Raw genomic sequence first — 16,182 nt, forward strand, 5'->3', positions numbered from 1 at the left:
GTCCCATGAGCACCACCGACCTGCGGGCCCTGCGCAACGAACCGTTTGCAATCCTCGAACAACTTGAGGAGCGGCTGGGTGCCGCCCGCCTCGATGCCCTCGGCAGCGGCGGTCAGGCACAGAGCTGGACCGGTCTGGGTTTCCGGCTCGGCTCGCAGTGGTTCGTGGCGCCGCGCGAAGACGTCCGCGAAGTGATTGCGCCGCCGCGTACCACGCGCGTTCCGAACGCGCAGCCCTGGCTTAGCGGTCTGGCCAATGTCCGCGGTGAACTGCTGGCCATCATCGATCTGCCGCGTTTCTTCGAACTCCCGCCGGGCGACAACACGCGTGGCCAGCGCGTGCTGGTCCTCAATTCCAAGCGCACGCCGGCCGGGCTGCTGGTCGACGAAATTGCCGGCTATCGCCAGTTCACTGCAAGCGAGCAGCGCAACGAGATGAAGTCCACCGCGCAGCCGTATACGCCGTTTCTGCTCGGTGCTTTCGTGCGCGAAGGGCATCCCTGGTTTGCGTTCAGTCTGCACCGGCTTGCGCACAGCGAGACCTTCAGGGCGGCCGCCGCATGAATGCCCGGCTCAAACCCGCTTCCGTCAACGGCCTGCATTGGGTCCGCGGCGAACTCGACCAGAGCGTGACACGCGCACGCTCGCTGATCGAACTGCACCTCGACAATCCGGACGACGCCCTGCCGTTGCAACAGGCCTACGTCGAGCTGCATCAGGTGCGTGGTACGGCGGCGATGATCCGCTGCTTCGGCGCGTCGATGCTGGCCGGCGAAATGACAGCCGGTCTGCACGATCTGCTGCAGAAGCGTGCGCGCGAGACCGAGGTACTGTTCACGGCGCTGCTGGGTGGCACGGTGCAGCTCACCGACTATCTGCAGGCGCTGTCGGAAGAGATGCCGGACTGCGTGCTGGTGCTGCAGCCGGCGATCAACGAATTGCGTCTGGCGCGCGGTCAGGCAGTGCTGACCGAGGCCGAGCTGTTCACGATGCAGATGCAGGCGCTCGGCGCCATGCTGCCCTTGCCCGAGGATGCGGTCAGCGACGCGCGCGCCGCGCAGGCGCAGGCGCAGCGCTATCTCAGTGCGTTCCAGGTTTCGTTGCTCAGCTGGATTCGCAGTGCGCCGGACGCGAAGCTCGCCGAGACGCGGATCGGCAAGATCAGCGAACAGCTCGCGCAACAGGCGACGCGCGCCGAAACGCATCAGCTGTGGCGCAGTGCCGCGGCATCGATCGAAGCCCTGCTAGGGCGCACGCTGGAAAATTCCCTCGAGCTCAAGCGCCTGTTCGGCCGCGTCGGCCAGCAGATCAAACAGATCGCCGACCATGGCGAAGATGCGGGCGCCGCCGGTTCGTACGAGCTGTCGCTGCAATTGCTGTTCTTCGTCGGCCGTTCGCGCGGCCGCGGCGCGCGCGTGCAGGCGCTGCGCAAGCACTTCCAGCTCGCGGCCTGCCTGCCGGACGCAGTCGAGCTCGATGCGCGCCGCCGTCGAATCCACGGCCCGAGCACCTCCCTGCTGGCCAAGGTTTCCGACGAGATTCGCGCCGACTTCACCCGCATCAAGGACCAGATCGACCTGGTCGTGCGCGCCGGTGGCAGCAGCACCGACGGTTTTGCCGAGGCGCGCAAGAGCCTGCAGCGCATCGCCGACGTGCTCGGCGCACTGGGCTTGCGCGTCCTGCAGCAGACCGTCGTTCATCAGGCACAGAGCCTTGAGGGTCTCGGCAGTGAAACCCCGTTGCCGCAGTGGCTGGCGCTGGCCGAATCGATCCTGCGCGTGGAAAGCAGTCTCGAGGACGCGCTGTTCCGGCAGTTCCAGCCGGCCGACGGCCATTCCGAGCTGAACGACGAGACGCCGACACCGCGCGATCTGTCCGAAGGCGTGAACGCGCTGTACCGCGAATCGCTGGTCAATCTGGCACGCGTCAAGCAGTCGGTCGACAGTTTCCTGAAGACCGGTGCCGGCAACGAGTTGCCGAACGCCGCGCTGTTGATCGACGAAGTTGCATCCGGCTTGCAGATCCTGCGCAGCGAGCAGGTCGCCGACAGTGCGCGGCGGCTGCAGCGCTTCGTCGCCAGCGCGGAATTTCCGCGCCTGCGCGGCAATACCGTGCTCGCCGAGCGTTTCGCCGACACCGTCGCCGTGCTGGAGTACTACATCGAAGCGGCGCGCGATCAGTCGCCGCTGACCGAAGTCCTGCCGGCGCAGATCGAGGCGTCGCTCGACGAGATCGACCGTCTGCTGTTCGGTGACCGTGACGCATCGGATCGTGCCGACATGGCGCCGATGGCCGGAGCGGGCGAGGAAGCGGCGTCCGAACCGTCCGCGCCGCCGTCGGGCGAGGCTGCGGAAACAGTCGCCGCACCGCTTGTCGATACGGCGCCGGCCGGCGACGATGACGAAATACGCGAGATCTTTCTCGAGGAAGCCGGTGAAGTGCTGGCGACGCTGCGTGACAACCTGCCGCCGTGGACGCGCGATCCGCGCGAGCGCGAGCGTCTGGCCACCCTGCGTCGCGCCTTCCACACGCTGAAAGGCAGCGGCCGCACGGTCGGCGCCAAGGCGCTCGGCGAATTCTCGTGGGCGATCGAAAGTCTGCTGAATCGCTGCCTCGATGGTTCGGTGGCGACCTCGTCCGGTATCGTCGCGGTCGTCAATGACGCCGTTGCACTGCTGCCGGCGCTGATCGAGGCGTTCCGCGACAAGCGCGAGGCGGACAGCGCCGTCGAGGCCGTGGCGCATCGCGCGCGTGAATATGCCGAGGGCCGCAATCCGGACGCGGCGCCCGAGCCGGACATGGCCACGGTTTTTCGTGAGGATGCACGTGAGAAGCTCGCCGAAGTCCGTGAATGGCTGGCAAAGCTCGATCACGACATGTCGCGGCACGTCATCGATGCCGACGCGGTTCGCGCCTTCCACACGCTGCGGGGTTCGGCGCGACTGGTCGATGCGCCTGCGGTCAGCGAGCTGGCGACCGCGCTGGAGCAGTGGCTGGAGCGACTCAAGAACGCCGACGGGCGGCTCGACGACGCCGGGCTGAGCCTGATCGAAGCCGCGACCGAAACCCTGGGGAACTGGTGCGAGCAGGTCGGCAGCGACGCCGTCGGCCAGCAGAACGCGAGACTGTGGCTGGAACAGATCGAGTCGCTGCAGGGCAGCGTCGATCGTCTGCACGAAGACGACGAAGCGCGCCAGCTCGCGGAGATTTTTGCCGCCGAGGCGTTCGACCTCGTGCAGAAGGCCGAAGGTCTGCTCAAAGTCTGGGCACAGTCGCGCGACGATCTGGCGACCCGCCAGGAACTCAAGGTCGTTTTTCACACGCTGACCGGTGCGGCGCTGATGGCCGAATGTCCGGCGATCGGTCATGTCGCACGCGCGCTGCAGAAGCGCATCGAACAATGCAACGCCGACGCGATCGTGCCGTCGCCGGCGGCGTTCACCGAACTCGATGCGTTCTGCGAGGCGATCTATCAGCAGCTCGACGACTATCGCGACGGCAAGCTGGGCAGCGAGTCGCCGGAGCTGCTGGCACGCATCGCGGCGCTGCGCTGGGACGAGGGCGAGGCGACGCCGGTCGCGACGCCCCCGGACGAGCCGGCGGCGTCGCTGGTTCCGGAAGTGGTCGAGTCGCTCAGCGTGGCGGCCGAACCGGACGCCATCGAAATGCCGCCGGTCGCCGACAGCGAAGGGGCCGCAGACGACGCTATCGATGATCCGTTCTCCACCGAGGTGCTCGGTGCGCCGGTCCCCGTTCCGGCGGCCCTGTACGCGATGTCGGAGCAGGGCGTCGATCCCGAGTTGCTGAACATTTTCATCGCCGAGGCCGAGGAGCTGCTGGAGTCCTTCGACCACTGCAATTCGGCGCTGGAGCAGGACGCCCGCGACGGCCGGGCGCTCGGCGAGCTGCGTCGCGTCCTGCATACCCTGAAAGGCAGCGCGCGCGTCGCTGGCGTCGAGTCGATCGGCGACGTGGCGCACGCGCTCGAAAGCCTGCTGGATCGCGCCGGTGCCGATCCGCAGCTGGTTGCCGGCCGTCTGCAACTCGCCGCGGACGGACTGCACTATGCGCTCGACGACCTCAAGCGCGGGCATCTGCCGGATCTGCGCGCCCTGCTCGCCGAGTTCGAGGCCACGCCGAACGGCTCGGCGTCGCCGGCGTTCGGTGGACCGGAGGTTGGCGCCGAAGCCGCGGACAATGCCGACGACGAGACGATCGAACTGAGCGGCGACGGCGGTGCTCCGGTGTTCGAGGCCGAGACGGCGCCGACGCTCGATGAGCCGGCCTTCGCGTTCTTCCAGGAACATGAGGCCGCGCCTGCCGACGAGTTGCCGGCAGTCGAGCCGGTGCCTGATGCGCCTGCCGTGGCCGACGCTGTCGTCGCGATTGCCGTCGATCCCGAGAACGCCGCGTCACGTACGGACGGCGAACGCCCTCATGCCGGCCCGGCGTACGCGCCGGCGCGCGAGAGCGCGACGCTGGACGCCGATCTGATGCAGATCTTCGGTGGCGAGGCGACCGAACTGCTGGAGCAGCTCGAACAGGCGTATGCGCGCTGGCAGGTTGCACCGACGCAGGCCGGTCCGGCGCAGGAGATGCAGCGCGCGCTGCATACGCTCAAGGGCGGTGCCCGCATGACCGGCCTGTTCGCGATGGGCGACGCGGCGCACGAGCTGGAAACGCGACTGGCGGCGCTGGAAGCCTCCGGCGCGTTGCAGGCCGACGCGCTGGCGCCGGTCGGCGAGGCTGTCGCCGGCTTGCGGCGTATGACTGATCGTCTTGAACGCGGCGATTTTTCCGGGCTGCTGCACGCCGACGATGTCGGCCCGCAGCCAGCGCCGCCGGCGCCGGTGCCGACCGGTCTCTGGGACCCGGAACTGTTCTGGCGACCGGACGAGGATTCCGAGCGCGAGATCGGACTCAAGCGCGAAACCGCGCGCGTGCCGGTCGAGGCACTGGACCGCATGCTCAACGAAGCAGGCGAAATCTCGATCTACCGTTCGCGCCTTGAAGAGCACAACAGCGGCATCGAGGCGCAGCTCGCCGAAATGGCGCAGGCGGTGACGCGTGTCCGCGAACAGCTGCGCCAGCTCGACATCGAGACCGATGCGCAGATCGCCGCGCGTGGCCTGACCCAGGCCGACAACGCCGATCGCTATGCCGGCGAGTTCGATCCGCTGGAAATGGATCGCTACACGCGCATGCAGGAACTGTCGCGGGCGCTGGCCGAATCGGTCGGCGATCTCTCGGCCCTGCATACGGCGATGGAAACCTATGCGATCGGCGCCGAAACCCTGCTGCAGCAGCAGGGGCGCATCAACACCGAGGTCCAGCAGGGCCTGATGCGCACGCTGATGGTGCCCTTCTCGCGCCAGGCGGCGCGTCTGCAGCGCGTCGTGCAGCAGACCGCGATCGAGAACGGCAAGCGCGCCGACATCCTGTTCTCCGGCGCCGATGCCGAACTCGATCGCAACGTGCTGGAACGAATGACCGCACCGCTCGAGCATCTGCTGCGCAATGCGGTCGTGCACGGCATCGAGCCGCCGGCCGAGCGCGTCGGTCGCAACAAGGCCCCGAACGGCGAGATCCGCATCAATCTCTGGCGTGAAGGCACACAGCTCAACGTCGAGGTTCAGGACGACGGTGGCGGTCTGGATTTCGACGCGATTCGCGCCACCGCGATCAAGCGCGGCCTGATGCCGGCCGACGCCGAAATCGGCGACGAACAGGCCGCGCAGTTCATCTTCATGCCGGGCTTCTCGACCGCGCGCACGCTGACCCAGGATGCCGGTCGCGGTGTCGGCATGGACGTCGTCGCAGCCGAAGTCAAACAGCTCGGCGGCACCCTGGAGTTGTCGTCGCAGCCGGGCAGGGGCGCACGCTTCCTCGTCCGCCTGCCGCTCAATCTGGCCTTGTCGCAGGCGCTGCTTGTCGACGTCGGTGGCGAGTCCTACGCGATCCCCTTGTCGAGCATCGAAGGCATCGTCCGCATTCCGCGCCAGGAACTGGCGGCGTACTACGCCGACGGCGGTCCGGCCTTCGTCTACGGCGGCGCCGACTATCGCGTGCGCTCGCTGGCGGCTTTTCTCGGCAGCGTCGCGGCGCCCGCTTCGCAGGATTCGAAAGCGGCGCACGCAATACTCGTGCGTCTGCCGGAAGGCATCGGTGCCGGCGATCGCCGCTATGCGGTGGTCGTCGACAATCTGCTCGGCAATCGCGAGATCGTCTCGAAGGCGGTCGGCGCGCAGGTCAGCAGCGTGCCGGGTGTCAGCGGCGCCACCATACTCGCCGATGGTCGCGCGATGCTGATCCTCGATCTCGCGGAACTGGCACAGGATGCGGCACGCCGCGCCTTGCGTACGGCCGTCGGTGGCAGCGAGCCGGTGGCGCCGGCGGTGACCACGCGTGGCCTGATCATGGTCGTCGACGATTCCCTGACCATCCGCCGTGTGACCGAGCGTTTGCTGACGCGTCAGGGCTATACGGTGGTGACCGCCAAGGATGGTCTCGACGCGATGGCGCAGCTGCAGACCGAAGCGCCGCTGGCGATCCTGCTCGACATCGAAATGCCGCGCGCCGACGGTTTCGAGGTCGCCGCCTATGTGCGCAATACCACGCGCATCGCGAAGACGCCGATCATCATGATCACGTCGCGTTCCGGCGAAAAGCATCGTGACCGTGCGCAGTCGCTGGGGGTCAACCGCTATCTGATCAAGCCTTATCAGGACGATCAGCTGCTCACCGAACTGCGCGGAGTCCTCAAGGAATCATGAGCGCCGAAACCAGCAAGCAGCTCTACGCGGTGCTGATCGCACTGGCCGGCGACACGCTGTTGTTGCCGAACATCGCGATCGCCGAGGTCGTCGCGCGCGATGCGGTGCAGCCGGATCTGCGCCTGCCGTCGTGGCTGGCCGGCTTCATCGAGTGGAACAGCCGTCGCTTGCCGGTCCTGCATTTCGAGGTCCTCAATGGCGCTGCAGTTCCGGCCGACTCGCGGCGCGAACGGGTGGTCATCATCAATTCCAACGGCCGCCACCTGCCGTCGGGTCAGTTTGCGCTGATCACGCAGGCGTATCCGCATCTGGTGACCCTGACCCGCATCGCCCTGCAGCCGGAGCCGCTGCGCGAAAGCGATCGCAACGAGCTGCTGCTGTCGCGCGTGCGCGTCGCCAACCAGGTCGCGCTGATTCCGGATCTCGACATGGTCGAGGCGGAAATCGCCCGCGCCTTGTCCCCTGCCAGCGTGCCGGTCGCCGGATGATGTCAGCGCAGGCCGGGTCGCCGGCGCGCTACGCCCTGATCTCGGCTGCCGCGGCGGCAGTGACGATGGCGCTGAAATTCGCTGCCTGGCATCTGAGTGGCTCGGTCGGCCTGCTGTCCGATGCCTTCGAGTCCTTCGTCAATCTCGGCGCCAGCATCGTCGCGTTCCTCAGCCTGCGCTGGGCCGGACAACCGCCCGATGACGAGCATGCGTTCGGGCACGACAAGGCCGAGTACTTCTCCAGCGGCTTCGAAGGGGCGCTGGTCTTCATCGCCGCGCTGGCGATCATCTACAGCGCCTGGCCGCGGCTGCTCGATCCGCAGCCTCTCGATCGGCCGGTAATCGGCCTCGCGATCAGCGTGCTGGCGTCGCTGGTCAACCTGGTGGTCGCGCGCCTGCTGCTGCGGAACGCGCGAATCCACCGCTCGCCGGCGCTGGAAGCCGATGCCCGTCACCTGCTCAGCGATGTCTGGACCACGGCCGGGATCGTGCTCGCGGTCGGCGTGGTGGCGCTCAGCGGCTGGCTGGTGCTCGATGCATTGATCGCGATTGCGGTCGCCGCCTATCTGCTGCTGACCGGCTTCCGGCTGCTGCGCAGTTCCGCGCGGGGCCTGATGGATCATGCCTGGACCGCGGAAGAACGGGCGGGGCTCGAAGCAGTGCTGGCCGAGTATCGCGCGCAGAACATCGATTTTCACGCGATCCGCACGCGCACCGCCGGCAGTCGCCGGTTCGTGACCATGCATGTGCTGGTGCCCGGCGCCTGGACCGTGCAGCAGGGTCACGATCTGGTCGAGGCCATCGAGCTGGCGGTCGCCACCAGACTGGGACCGGTGGCGATTCTCACGCATCTGGAACCGATCGAGGACCCGGTCTCGCAGGACGACGAGCAGCTCGAACGCTTTGCGCCGGAACCGCCCTGAGCGCATGCCGATCGCGTCGTGCTCGACGGAGGGTGGCGGCGGATGCTTACAATGGCATCGATGACTTCGGCAGGCCCGACCACCATGGATGGCGATTCGACCCGCGACCTCGACCGGCTGATCGAGTCGGTCTACGCGGACGCGTTCCAGCTCGACTGGCTCGCGTTTCGCGAAAATGCCCTGCGTCTGCTGTGCGAGTGGACGCATGCGCGTGGCGCCGCCTGGTGCATACATGTGCGCGACAACCGGCACGGCGAGTTCGCCTGCTGGCCGCCCGGTTTTCCGGTTTCGGAAGGGACGCTGGCCGCGCTGGAGTTCACGCCCGGTCATCGCGAGCAAATGATCGCGACCAGCCCGGAAGCCAGGCCCGACGTGCTGGCGCTGGCGATGGATCATCGCGGCGCGCACCTGCGCAGCGTGCTGGCCCTGCAGCCGAGTGATGCGACGCTCGACGGCGTCGCACTGCGCCGTGCCGCCGGCCATCTGGTGCAGGCGGCGTCGCTGGCCCTGCGCCAGTTCGTCGCGCGTGACGAGTGGCTGATCAACATGGGCCGCGCCTCGCGTGGTTCGGCGGCACTGGTCGACGCCCGTGGTGCGATCTATGTCGCCAGCGAGCGCTTTCGCGAACTGCTGGCGCTGGAATTCGGCGATCGTGATTTCGCCAGGTTGCCGTTTCCGCTGTCCGCCGAGCGCCTCGACGAGCCTGCGCCGTTCCAGATCGGCAGCCTGCATTTTCGCGTGCAGGCGCAGGGCGCATTGTTCCTGCTCAATGCGCGACGGCCGCATCCGCTCGATGTGCTGTCGCCGCGCGAGCAGGAAATCGCCCGCGCGCTGGCGCTGGGCAAGACTTTCAAGAGCGTCGCCCGCGAGTATGAAATCGCCATCAGCACGGTCGCCAATCACGCGTCGCGGATCTATCGCAAGCTCGGCATTTACCGGCGTGAAGAGCTTGTCGAGCTGCTGCGTCGCGCGGTCGAGGTCAAGGCGGCCTAGCGCTCGCCGTCCTTTCCATTTTCAACCTGTTCCGCTGCCCGTCATGTCCAATACCAAGCAAGCCGCAATGCCGGCGCCCGCCCGCGATCTCGGCTTCGGCATCAGCTGCATCGACACGCTGCAGAACCGGCCACTGATGGCCTGCTGCTATCTGCTCGAACGTGGCGACGATCTGGCGTTCATCGAAGCCGGCACCTCGCACGGCGTGCCGCGCCTGCTGGCCCTGCTCGACGAACGCGGACTCGCCCGCGAGCGCGTCCGCTACGTCATTCCGACGCATGTGCATCTCGATCATGCCGGCGGTGCCGGCGTGCTGATGAGGGAGCTGCCGAATGCGCAGCTGATCGTGCATGCACGCGGCGCGCGGCATCTGATCGACCCCGGCAAGCTGATCGCCGGGGCTTCGGCCGTCTACGGCGCCGAGGCCGTCGAGCGCATGTACGGCGAGATTGCGGCGGTGCCGGAAGCCCGTGTGCGCAGTCCGCAGGACGGCGAGCAATTGCCACTCGGTGACGGCACGCTGCAGTTTGTCGATACGCCCGGGCACGCGCGTCATCACTTCAGTATCTGGGACGCGGTCAGTCGCGGGTTCTTCACCGGCGACACTTTCGGCTTGTCGTATCGCGAGTTCGATACCGCGGCCGGACCGTTCGTGATGCCGACGACGACCCCGGTGCAGTTCGAGCCGGACGCCTGGCGGCAGACCCTGGACCGCTATCTGTCGTTTGCGCCGCAGCGCATGTTCCTCACGCACTACGCCAGTGTCGAAAACGTGCCGGCGCTGGCGCAGACCCTGCGCAACGGCATCGCCCGCTACGAGCTGATGGCCACCGAACTGGCCGCCGTGCAGGATCGCCACGCACGATTGCGGCGTGCGCTGACCGATGACGTGCTCGCCGCCGTGCGCGCGCATGGCTGCCGGTTGCCGGATGCCGAGGTCCGGGCGCTGCTCGATGACGACCTCGAACTCAACGCGCAGGGGCTGGGCGTCTGGCTCGACCAGCGACGCGCCTGATCAGACCAGGTCCTTCTCGCGCATGACTTCCTTGAAATACGCGTAGAAGATCGGCGCGGCGATCAGGCCCGGAATGCCGAACGCGGCTTCCATCACCAGCATCGCGATCAGCAGTTCCCAGGCGGCGGCGCGGATGTTGGCGCCGATGATGCGCGCGTTGAGGAAATACTCCAGCTTGTGGATCACGATCAGATAGCCGAGCGACGCGGCCGCGATCGGCAGGCCCTTGCTGAAGCTGACGATGATGATCGCGCTGTTGGAAATCAGATTGCCGAGGATCGGCAGCAGGCCGGCGAAGAACGTGATCGCGACCAGGGTCTTGCTCAGCGGCAGGTGTACTCCGAACAGCGGCAGCACGAGATCGAGATACAGCCAGGTGAACAGGGTATTGATCGCCGATATCCAGGCCTGCGCAAACACCACACGCCTGAATGCCGTCGCCAGCCTTGCGGCATAGCCGGTGATCGCGGTCGACAGCGGCCGCTGTTCGGCGCGTGGTGTCGCTTTCTGCAGGGACAGCAGCGCGCCGATGATCATGCCCATCAGGACATGCACGAACGAGCGTCCGAAGTCGCGACCCGCCAGCTGCAGCGACCCGGCGTGCTGGCGCAGCCACTCGACCAGCTTGATGCGCAGCGCATCGGCATCTTCGGGCACGTAGGCCAGCAGGCTTTCCGGAAGATGCGTGCGGGCATCCTCCATGATCTGCGCCATTTTCTGCATCAGGATCGGCAGGCTGTCGGCACTGTTGCGCAGGAACGCGACCGCGCCGAGACCGGCCGCGGCGAGCGCGGTGATCACCAGGGTCGCGATCAGGGTCACGGCCAGCAGACGAGGTCCGTCGCGCCCCAGTGCACTGACCCGCAGCCAGGGCGTCAACACGTCGACCAGCTGAAACACCAGCAGGCCGGCCAGCAGTGCCGGCAGCAGATGAAGTTCGATGATCAGGATCAGCGCGGCGGCGCTGATGCCCCAGGCGGCGAGGTCGCAGGACGAGACGTGACGGGTCGGGGCGTTGTTCATGAGTGGGCGGGGGAGAACCTGCGGCCATCATAAAGGAGCCTTCGTGCCGGCTGCTGCAGATGGGCTGCGCCACGGGCCCCTTCAGGCCGGATCGAAAGACGATTCGTGTCGTTGCGGTTGTTGAACGGCTTCGGCTTCCGGTCGCCGCGGTGCCTGAAGCGAAGACGCGCGGAAGCGATGGGGCGCTGCGGATTCCGCTCCGCAGCGCCACTGCAGCGTCTCAGACGCCGTCGCGGACGATGTCCGAAGCCTTCAACAGCGGCAGTTCGACGCTGCCCGACAGCGTGGCTGCAGGCACCGCGATGTCGCGCGACCAGGTGATCGGGAATTGCGCGTTGAAGGCGTAGATCAGCAGGGCCACCTGCTCGCCTTCGGCGAGGCGCTCGGCGATGCCGTTCATTTCCAGATCGTGCTGGCCGAAGCCGCGTACCGGCGTGATCTGATCGTCGATGATGTCCCAGCGTGTCTGCCCGGCGGGTCGATGGCCGATGGCCAGGAAGTAGATCGGGTCGCAGGCGACCTGCACCACGTCGGTCGTGCAGCTGGCCTGCTCGACGCCGCTCAGGCCCTCGATGTCGACGTGCAGCATCGGCACCCCGGCGATGATCGCGCCGCCGGCCGGCACCGTGTACAGCGGCTGGTCGGCGAGCAGGAGGCTGTCGCGGACCCCGTTGCCGAGCAGCGAGCCGACGACGCCGAGCAGGCTGTTGAGCTGCGGCGTGCTGGCGTCGATGTCGAAGCTCTGGCCACCGCGCTTCACCGATCGGGTTTCGATGGCGTCGCCTTCGGCCAGGCTCAGGCAGAAGTCCTTGCCGGTCGGCAGGGCCGCATCGAGTGCGCCTTTCCGGCCCTGCAGCTTTTCCTCGAACCAGGCGAACTGCACGTCGTCGAGATTCAGCGAGCCGCAGCTGCGCGTGCCGCCGGCATCCTGGAAGCCGGGGAAGGTCAGCGCTTCGTAAAAGGGGTCGAGCGGATCTTCGAGACCGACCGTGCCGAGTGACACGGGCAGGATATGCCCGCTCTGATGCGTCAGCAGGCGCACGTCGCCGCCGATCGCGTGCAGGCACTCGTAGTTGTGCAGGCCGTCGTTGAAATTGAACAGCGTGTCGCGAAAACCCTGCGTCAGCAGCACGTCGGCCGGCGGCGGCAGGTCCGGTGCGACGCTCAGCTGATCCGGCGTGCCGAGCAGGAAGCTCTGCGGACCGGCCGGCACGCCGTCGCAGAAGTAGCGCATGCTGTGATAGCGCATGAAGTTGTAACCGCTCTGCGGGAAATTGTTGGTGATGCCGGCGGTCAGCAAGGTCTCGTAAAGGGTCGTGTCCTGGCGCAGGCCCTTGCGCTGCAGCAGATCGGTCACGTACGGCACGACGACCGTCGGATCGAAGCCCAGAGCCAGGCTCAGGATCGGCGTGTCGCCGCCGGCAATCAGCGCCAGCCCCCAGCCCGACTTGACGACATTGTTCGGGTCCAGCGAGTAGGTCAGATCGTGCGGCGTGATGTCCGGTGCCAGCACGCGCAGGCGATGCTTCGGATCCACCGAATACAGCAGGACCTGGTACATGCCGCCATAGGAGCCGCCGTACGACCCGACCATCATCTCGCCGTTGCTGCGCCGGCGCAGGCCTTCGAGGTTTTCCGCCCAGTCCAGCACGCCGATCAGATCCTGGCCTTCGTACTCGGGGTCCATGACGCGCACCGTGCCGCTGGATTCGCCGAAGCCGCGCTCGTCGATCGAGATCACGTAGTAGCCGGCATCGTTGAGGCGCTTGATGAAACTGCCGTCCGGCGCCGTGGTTTCACGCGAACCGCCGTAGCCGTGCCCCTGCAGCACCAGCGGATAGGATTTTCCCTTCTCCAGATGTGTCGGTTCGAACACCTGCACGACGATGGTATCGCCGGTTCTGGCGACCGGAATCTCCTGACGGTAGATCGTGCCGTCGCGGTCGCTGCTGACCGGTGTGGTCGTGGCGCCAGTGCCGGAAGCGATGCTGTTGTCGTTGTTCGACGACGAACTGCTGCACGCGCCGAGCAGCATGGCAAGACAGAACGCGGCAGACAGCCGCGTGGCGATGTTGATGTTCATCCCTCGACTCCCCCGTGGCACTATCGTGTGCCTTTTGTGATCCCTGACGATAGCGCAAGCGGAGTGTCGATGCTGCATTCCCAGCGGGTAATTCCGACCCTGTTTCTCGCATTGCTGCTCGGCGGCTGCGGGACGCTGGATTACTACGCGCAGGCGGTATCCGGGGAAATTGCCGTGTTGCGCGCCCGGCAGCCGATCGGCGAACTGCTGGCCGACCCCACCACACCACCCGAGTTGAAGGCGCGGTTGGCCTTGATCCGGGACGCCCGCGACTGGGCGGTCACGGCGCTCGACCTGCCCGACAATGGCAGCTATCGCAGCTACGCCGACATCCAGCGACCGTACGTCGTCTGGAACGTGTTCGCGACCGGCGAGTTTTCCACCGAACCGGTACAGCACTGTTTCCCGGTCGCCGGCTGCGTCGGTTACCAGGGCTGGTACAGCGAAGCGGCAGCGCGGGCCAGCGCCGCGGCGCTGGCGAAGCAGGGCGACGACGTCTATGTCGGTGGTGTGCCGGCGTATTCGACGCTGGGCTGGTTCGACGATCCGGTGCTCAGCACCATGCTGCGCTGGGACGATGCCAGCCTGATCGCGACCCTGTTTCACGAACTTGCGCATCAGAAGCTCTACGTCAAGCACGACACCCGTTTCAACGAGTCGTTTGCCGAGTTCGTCGGCGAGCAGGGTTTGCGTGAATACCAGGCGCAGCATCCGCTGCCGCAGGCGGTGGATCTCGATGCACGGCGGGCACGCAGCGAACAATTCACAACACTGTTGTTGTCCGTCCGCGCCAGACTGGCGGCGCTCTATCGTCAGCCGCTGACCGCGGACGCGATGCGCGCGCGCAAGCTGGCCGTGTTCGACGAATTGCGCACTGAATACGCACAGCTGCGTGCGCAGGACTGGGGCGGAAAGGGCTGGTACGACGGCTTTTTCGAAGCGGCGCCGCTCAACAACGCGCGCTTGCTGCCGTTCGGTTTGTATGACGACGATTTACCGGCGTTCGCGACACTGTTTGCCGACGCCGGCGGCGACTGGCGGCGGTTTTTTGACGCCGCTGCGCGGCTTGCGGCGCTCCCGGCCGCGCGTCGCGCCGAACAGGTGCAGAAGCTCAAACTCGCCGCACCGAAGACGTAACACCGCCCATTCAGAATGCACCCGAGCCCCCCTTTTCGGGGGTGTGCTATCGTTTTGTTGCATTGCACACTTCTTGCGTGTGGGCGACATCCACGTCGGTGTGCTGTCGAGGTGTCTATGTCAATGCGGTATTACGATTCGGTCGCAGGTCGCGAGCGTATCAAGCGCCGTTATGTCTGGGCGTTCTGGGCTTTTGGTATCGGCTTGGCAGGCGGTCTCACCATCGCCGAGACGCTGATGCGTTGAAGCGCCGTGCAAGGCGGCGCGTGGCTGGTCTGCCGTTCCGGCAGTCCAGCAGGTATCCTGCGCGGGTTTTTTGCCAGCGATACCCCATGCAACTCCACAACACGTTTACCGGTCGCAAGCAAGAATTCGTCCCGCTCGATCCCGCGCGGGTGACGATGTACGTCTGCGGGCCGACGGTCTACAGCTACGCGCATATCGGCAATGCCCGCCCGGTCGTGGTGTTCGACGTGCTGTCGCGTGTGCTGCGTCGGCGGTACGAGAACGTCGTCTACGTTCGCAACATCACCGACATCGACGACAAGATCAATGCCGCCGCGCAGAAGGAAGGCGTCGACATCCGCGTGATCACCGATCGTTACGCGGCGATCTATCACGATGACATGGCGGCGCTCGGTGCGCGCGACCCGGACCACACGCCGCGCGTCACCGAACACCTGCCGCAGATCGTCGCGATGATCGGACAGCTGATCGACAGCGGCCATGCCTACGTCGCCGAAGGCCATGTGCTGTTCCATACCCTGAGCTATGCCGATTACGGCAAATTGTCGGGCCGCGACGAGCAGGCGCTGATGGCCGGCGCGCGGGTCGAGATTGCGCCGTACAAGAAGCACGCCGGCGATTTCGTGCTGTGGAAACCGTCGGCCGACGATCAGCCGGGCTGGGATTCGCCGTGGGGTCGCGGTCGGCCGGGCTGGCACATCGAGTGCTCGGCGATGGCCGAGGCACTGCTCGGCGAGACGATCGACATCCACGGCGGCGGCCACGATCTGATCTTCCCGCATCACGAGAACGAGATCGCGCAGTCGACCTGCGCGCATGGCGGCAAGGTCTTCGCCCGCTACTGGCTGCACAACGGTTTCCTCAACATCGACAGCCAGAAGATGTCGAAGTCGGTCGGCAATGTGCTGCTGGTGCACGAGCTGTTGAAGACGATTCCGGGCGAAGTGATCCGCCTCGTGCTGATGACCGGCCATTACCGCCAGCCGGTCGACTGGAACGACGAGGTCGTGGCCGAGTCACGCAAGAAGCTCGATCGGCTCTACGGCGCGCTGCGCGAGTTGGCCGACATCGAGCGGGCGCCCGGCATCACGGCGCCGGACGCCTTCGTCGCCGCGCTCGAAGACGACCTCAATACGCCGATGGCGCTTGCCGAGCTGTTCGAGCTGGCGCGCGCCGCCAACAAGGCGGACAGTGCCGGCGACAAGGCGCGCATCAAGGCGCAGATGCTCGATGCCGGCGAACTGCTCGGTCTGCTGCAGCAGGAACCGTCGGCGTGGTTCGCGCAGGCGCCGACAGCCGAAGGCGTGCCGGCGGCCGACGAGATCGAAGCCCGGCTTGCCGAGCGTGCGGCGGCACGTCGGAACAAGCAGTGGGCGGAATCGGATCGCATTCGCGACGAACTCAAGGCGCGCGGTGTACTGGTCGAGGATTCGAAGGATGGCCAGCGCTGGCGCTACGCCTGAGAAGCGCTGAACAAGCTGCTGCGCTCGGCAGCGTGCCGG

Annotated in this window: 11 protein-coding genes; 9 read left to right on the forward strand and 2 right to left on the reverse strand. The window is 66.7% G+C overall.

Going from position 1 to position 16,182, the window contains the following annotated elements; translation table 11 throughout:
- Nucleotides 1-5: 5 nt before the first annotated feature.
- The 6 genes from G7Y85_RS07335 to G7Y85_RS07360 are packed head-to-tail and all read left to right on the forward strand — an operon-like array spanning nt 6 to nt 10,191.
- The gene (locus G7Y85_RS07335) at nt 6-563 is read left to right on the forward strand and encodes a chemotaxis protein CheW (RefSeq protein ID WP_166254204.1); all 558 of its coding nucleotides are present in this window, start codon (nt 6-8) and stop codon (nt 561-563) included.
- Nucleotides 560-6,772 (forward strand): hybrid sensor histidine kinase/response regulator, encoded by a 6,213-nt coding sequence (locus G7Y85_RS07340; RefSeq protein WP_166254207.1) that lies wholly within the window; start codon nt 560-562, stop codon nt 6,770-6,772. Before G7Y85_RS07335 ends, G7Y85_RS07340 begins: the two co-directional genes overlap by 4 nt.
- A complete protein-coding gene (locus G7Y85_RS07345) occupies nt 6,769-7,260 on the forward strand; it encodes a chemotaxis protein CheW (RefSeq protein WP_166254210.1) in 492 nt (163 codons plus the stop codon). The genes G7Y85_RS07340 and G7Y85_RS07345 overlap by 4 nt, the downstream gene beginning before the upstream one ends.
- Nucleotides 7,257-8,183, forward strand: a complete 927-nt coding sequence (locus tag G7Y85_RS07350) for a cation diffusion facilitator family transporter (RefSeq protein ID WP_166254213.1) — start codon at nt 7,257-7,259, stop codon at nt 8,181-8,183. Before G7Y85_RS07345 ends, G7Y85_RS07350 begins: the two co-directional genes overlap by 4 nt.
- Before the next feature lie 51 nt (nt 8,184-8,234).
- Nucleotides 8,235-9,176, forward strand: coding sequence for a helix-turn-helix transcriptional regulator (locus tag G7Y85_RS07355; protein ID WP_166254216.1), 942 nt, complete (start codon nt 8,235-8,237; stop codon nt 9,174-9,176).
- Nucleotides 9,177-9,219: 43 nt separating this feature from the next.
- Nucleotides 9,220-10,191, forward strand: a complete 972-nt coding sequence (locus tag G7Y85_RS07360; protein ID WP_166254219.1) for an MBL fold metallo-hydrolase — start codon at nt 9,220-9,222, stop codon at nt 10,189-10,191.
- Here the strand turns inward: G7Y85_RS07360 and G7Y85_RS07365 are convergent, their stop codons facing one another.
- Nucleotides 10,192-11,214, reverse strand: coding sequence for an AI-2E family transporter (locus G7Y85_RS07365; RefSeq protein ID WP_166254222.1), 1,023 nt, complete (start codon nt 11,212-11,214; stop codon nt 10,192-10,194).
- A gap of 220 nt (nt 11,215-11,434) precedes the next feature.
- Complete coding sequence (locus tag G7Y85_RS07370; RefSeq protein ID WP_241696053.1) at nt 11,435-13,297, reverse strand: CocE/NonD family hydrolase; 1,863 nt, start codon at nt 13,295-13,297, stop codon at nt 11,435-11,437.
- Between the two features lie 69 nt (nt 13,298-13,366).
- On the opposite strand from G7Y85_RS07370, the gene G7Y85_RS07375 reads away from it, so the two are divergent.
- From G7Y85_RS07375 to cysS, 3 genes are all read left to right on the forward strand, one after another.
- Nucleotides 13,367-14,434 carry an aminopeptidase gene (locus tag G7Y85_RS07375; RefSeq protein ID WP_166254225.1) on the forward strand — a complete coding sequence of 356 codons (1,068 nt, stop codon included), beginning with the start codon at nt 13,367-13,369 and terminating at the stop codon, nt 14,432-14,434.
- 123 nt (nt 14,435-14,557) lie between these two features.
- On the forward strand, nt 14,558-14,680 hold the full coding sequence (locus tag G7Y85_RS20430; RefSeq protein WP_277817138.1) for a hypothetical protein: 123 nt from the start codon (nt 14,558-14,560) through the stop codon (nt 14,678-14,680).
- An 86-nt stretch (nt 14,681-14,766) separates the two neighbouring features.
- Nucleotides 14,767-16,143, forward strand: a complete 1,377-nt coding sequence (gene cysS, locus G7Y85_RS07380; protein ID WP_166254228.1) for a cysteine--tRNA ligase — start codon at nt 14,767-14,769, stop codon at nt 16,141-16,143.
- Nucleotides 16,144-16,182: the final 39 nt, after the last annotated feature.

This window comes from Solimonas terrae, assembly GCF_011067135.1.
In the GTDB taxonomy this organism is placed as follows: domain Bacteria; phylum Pseudomonadota; class Gammaproteobacteria; order Nevskiales; family Nevskiaceae; genus Solimonas; species Solimonas terrae.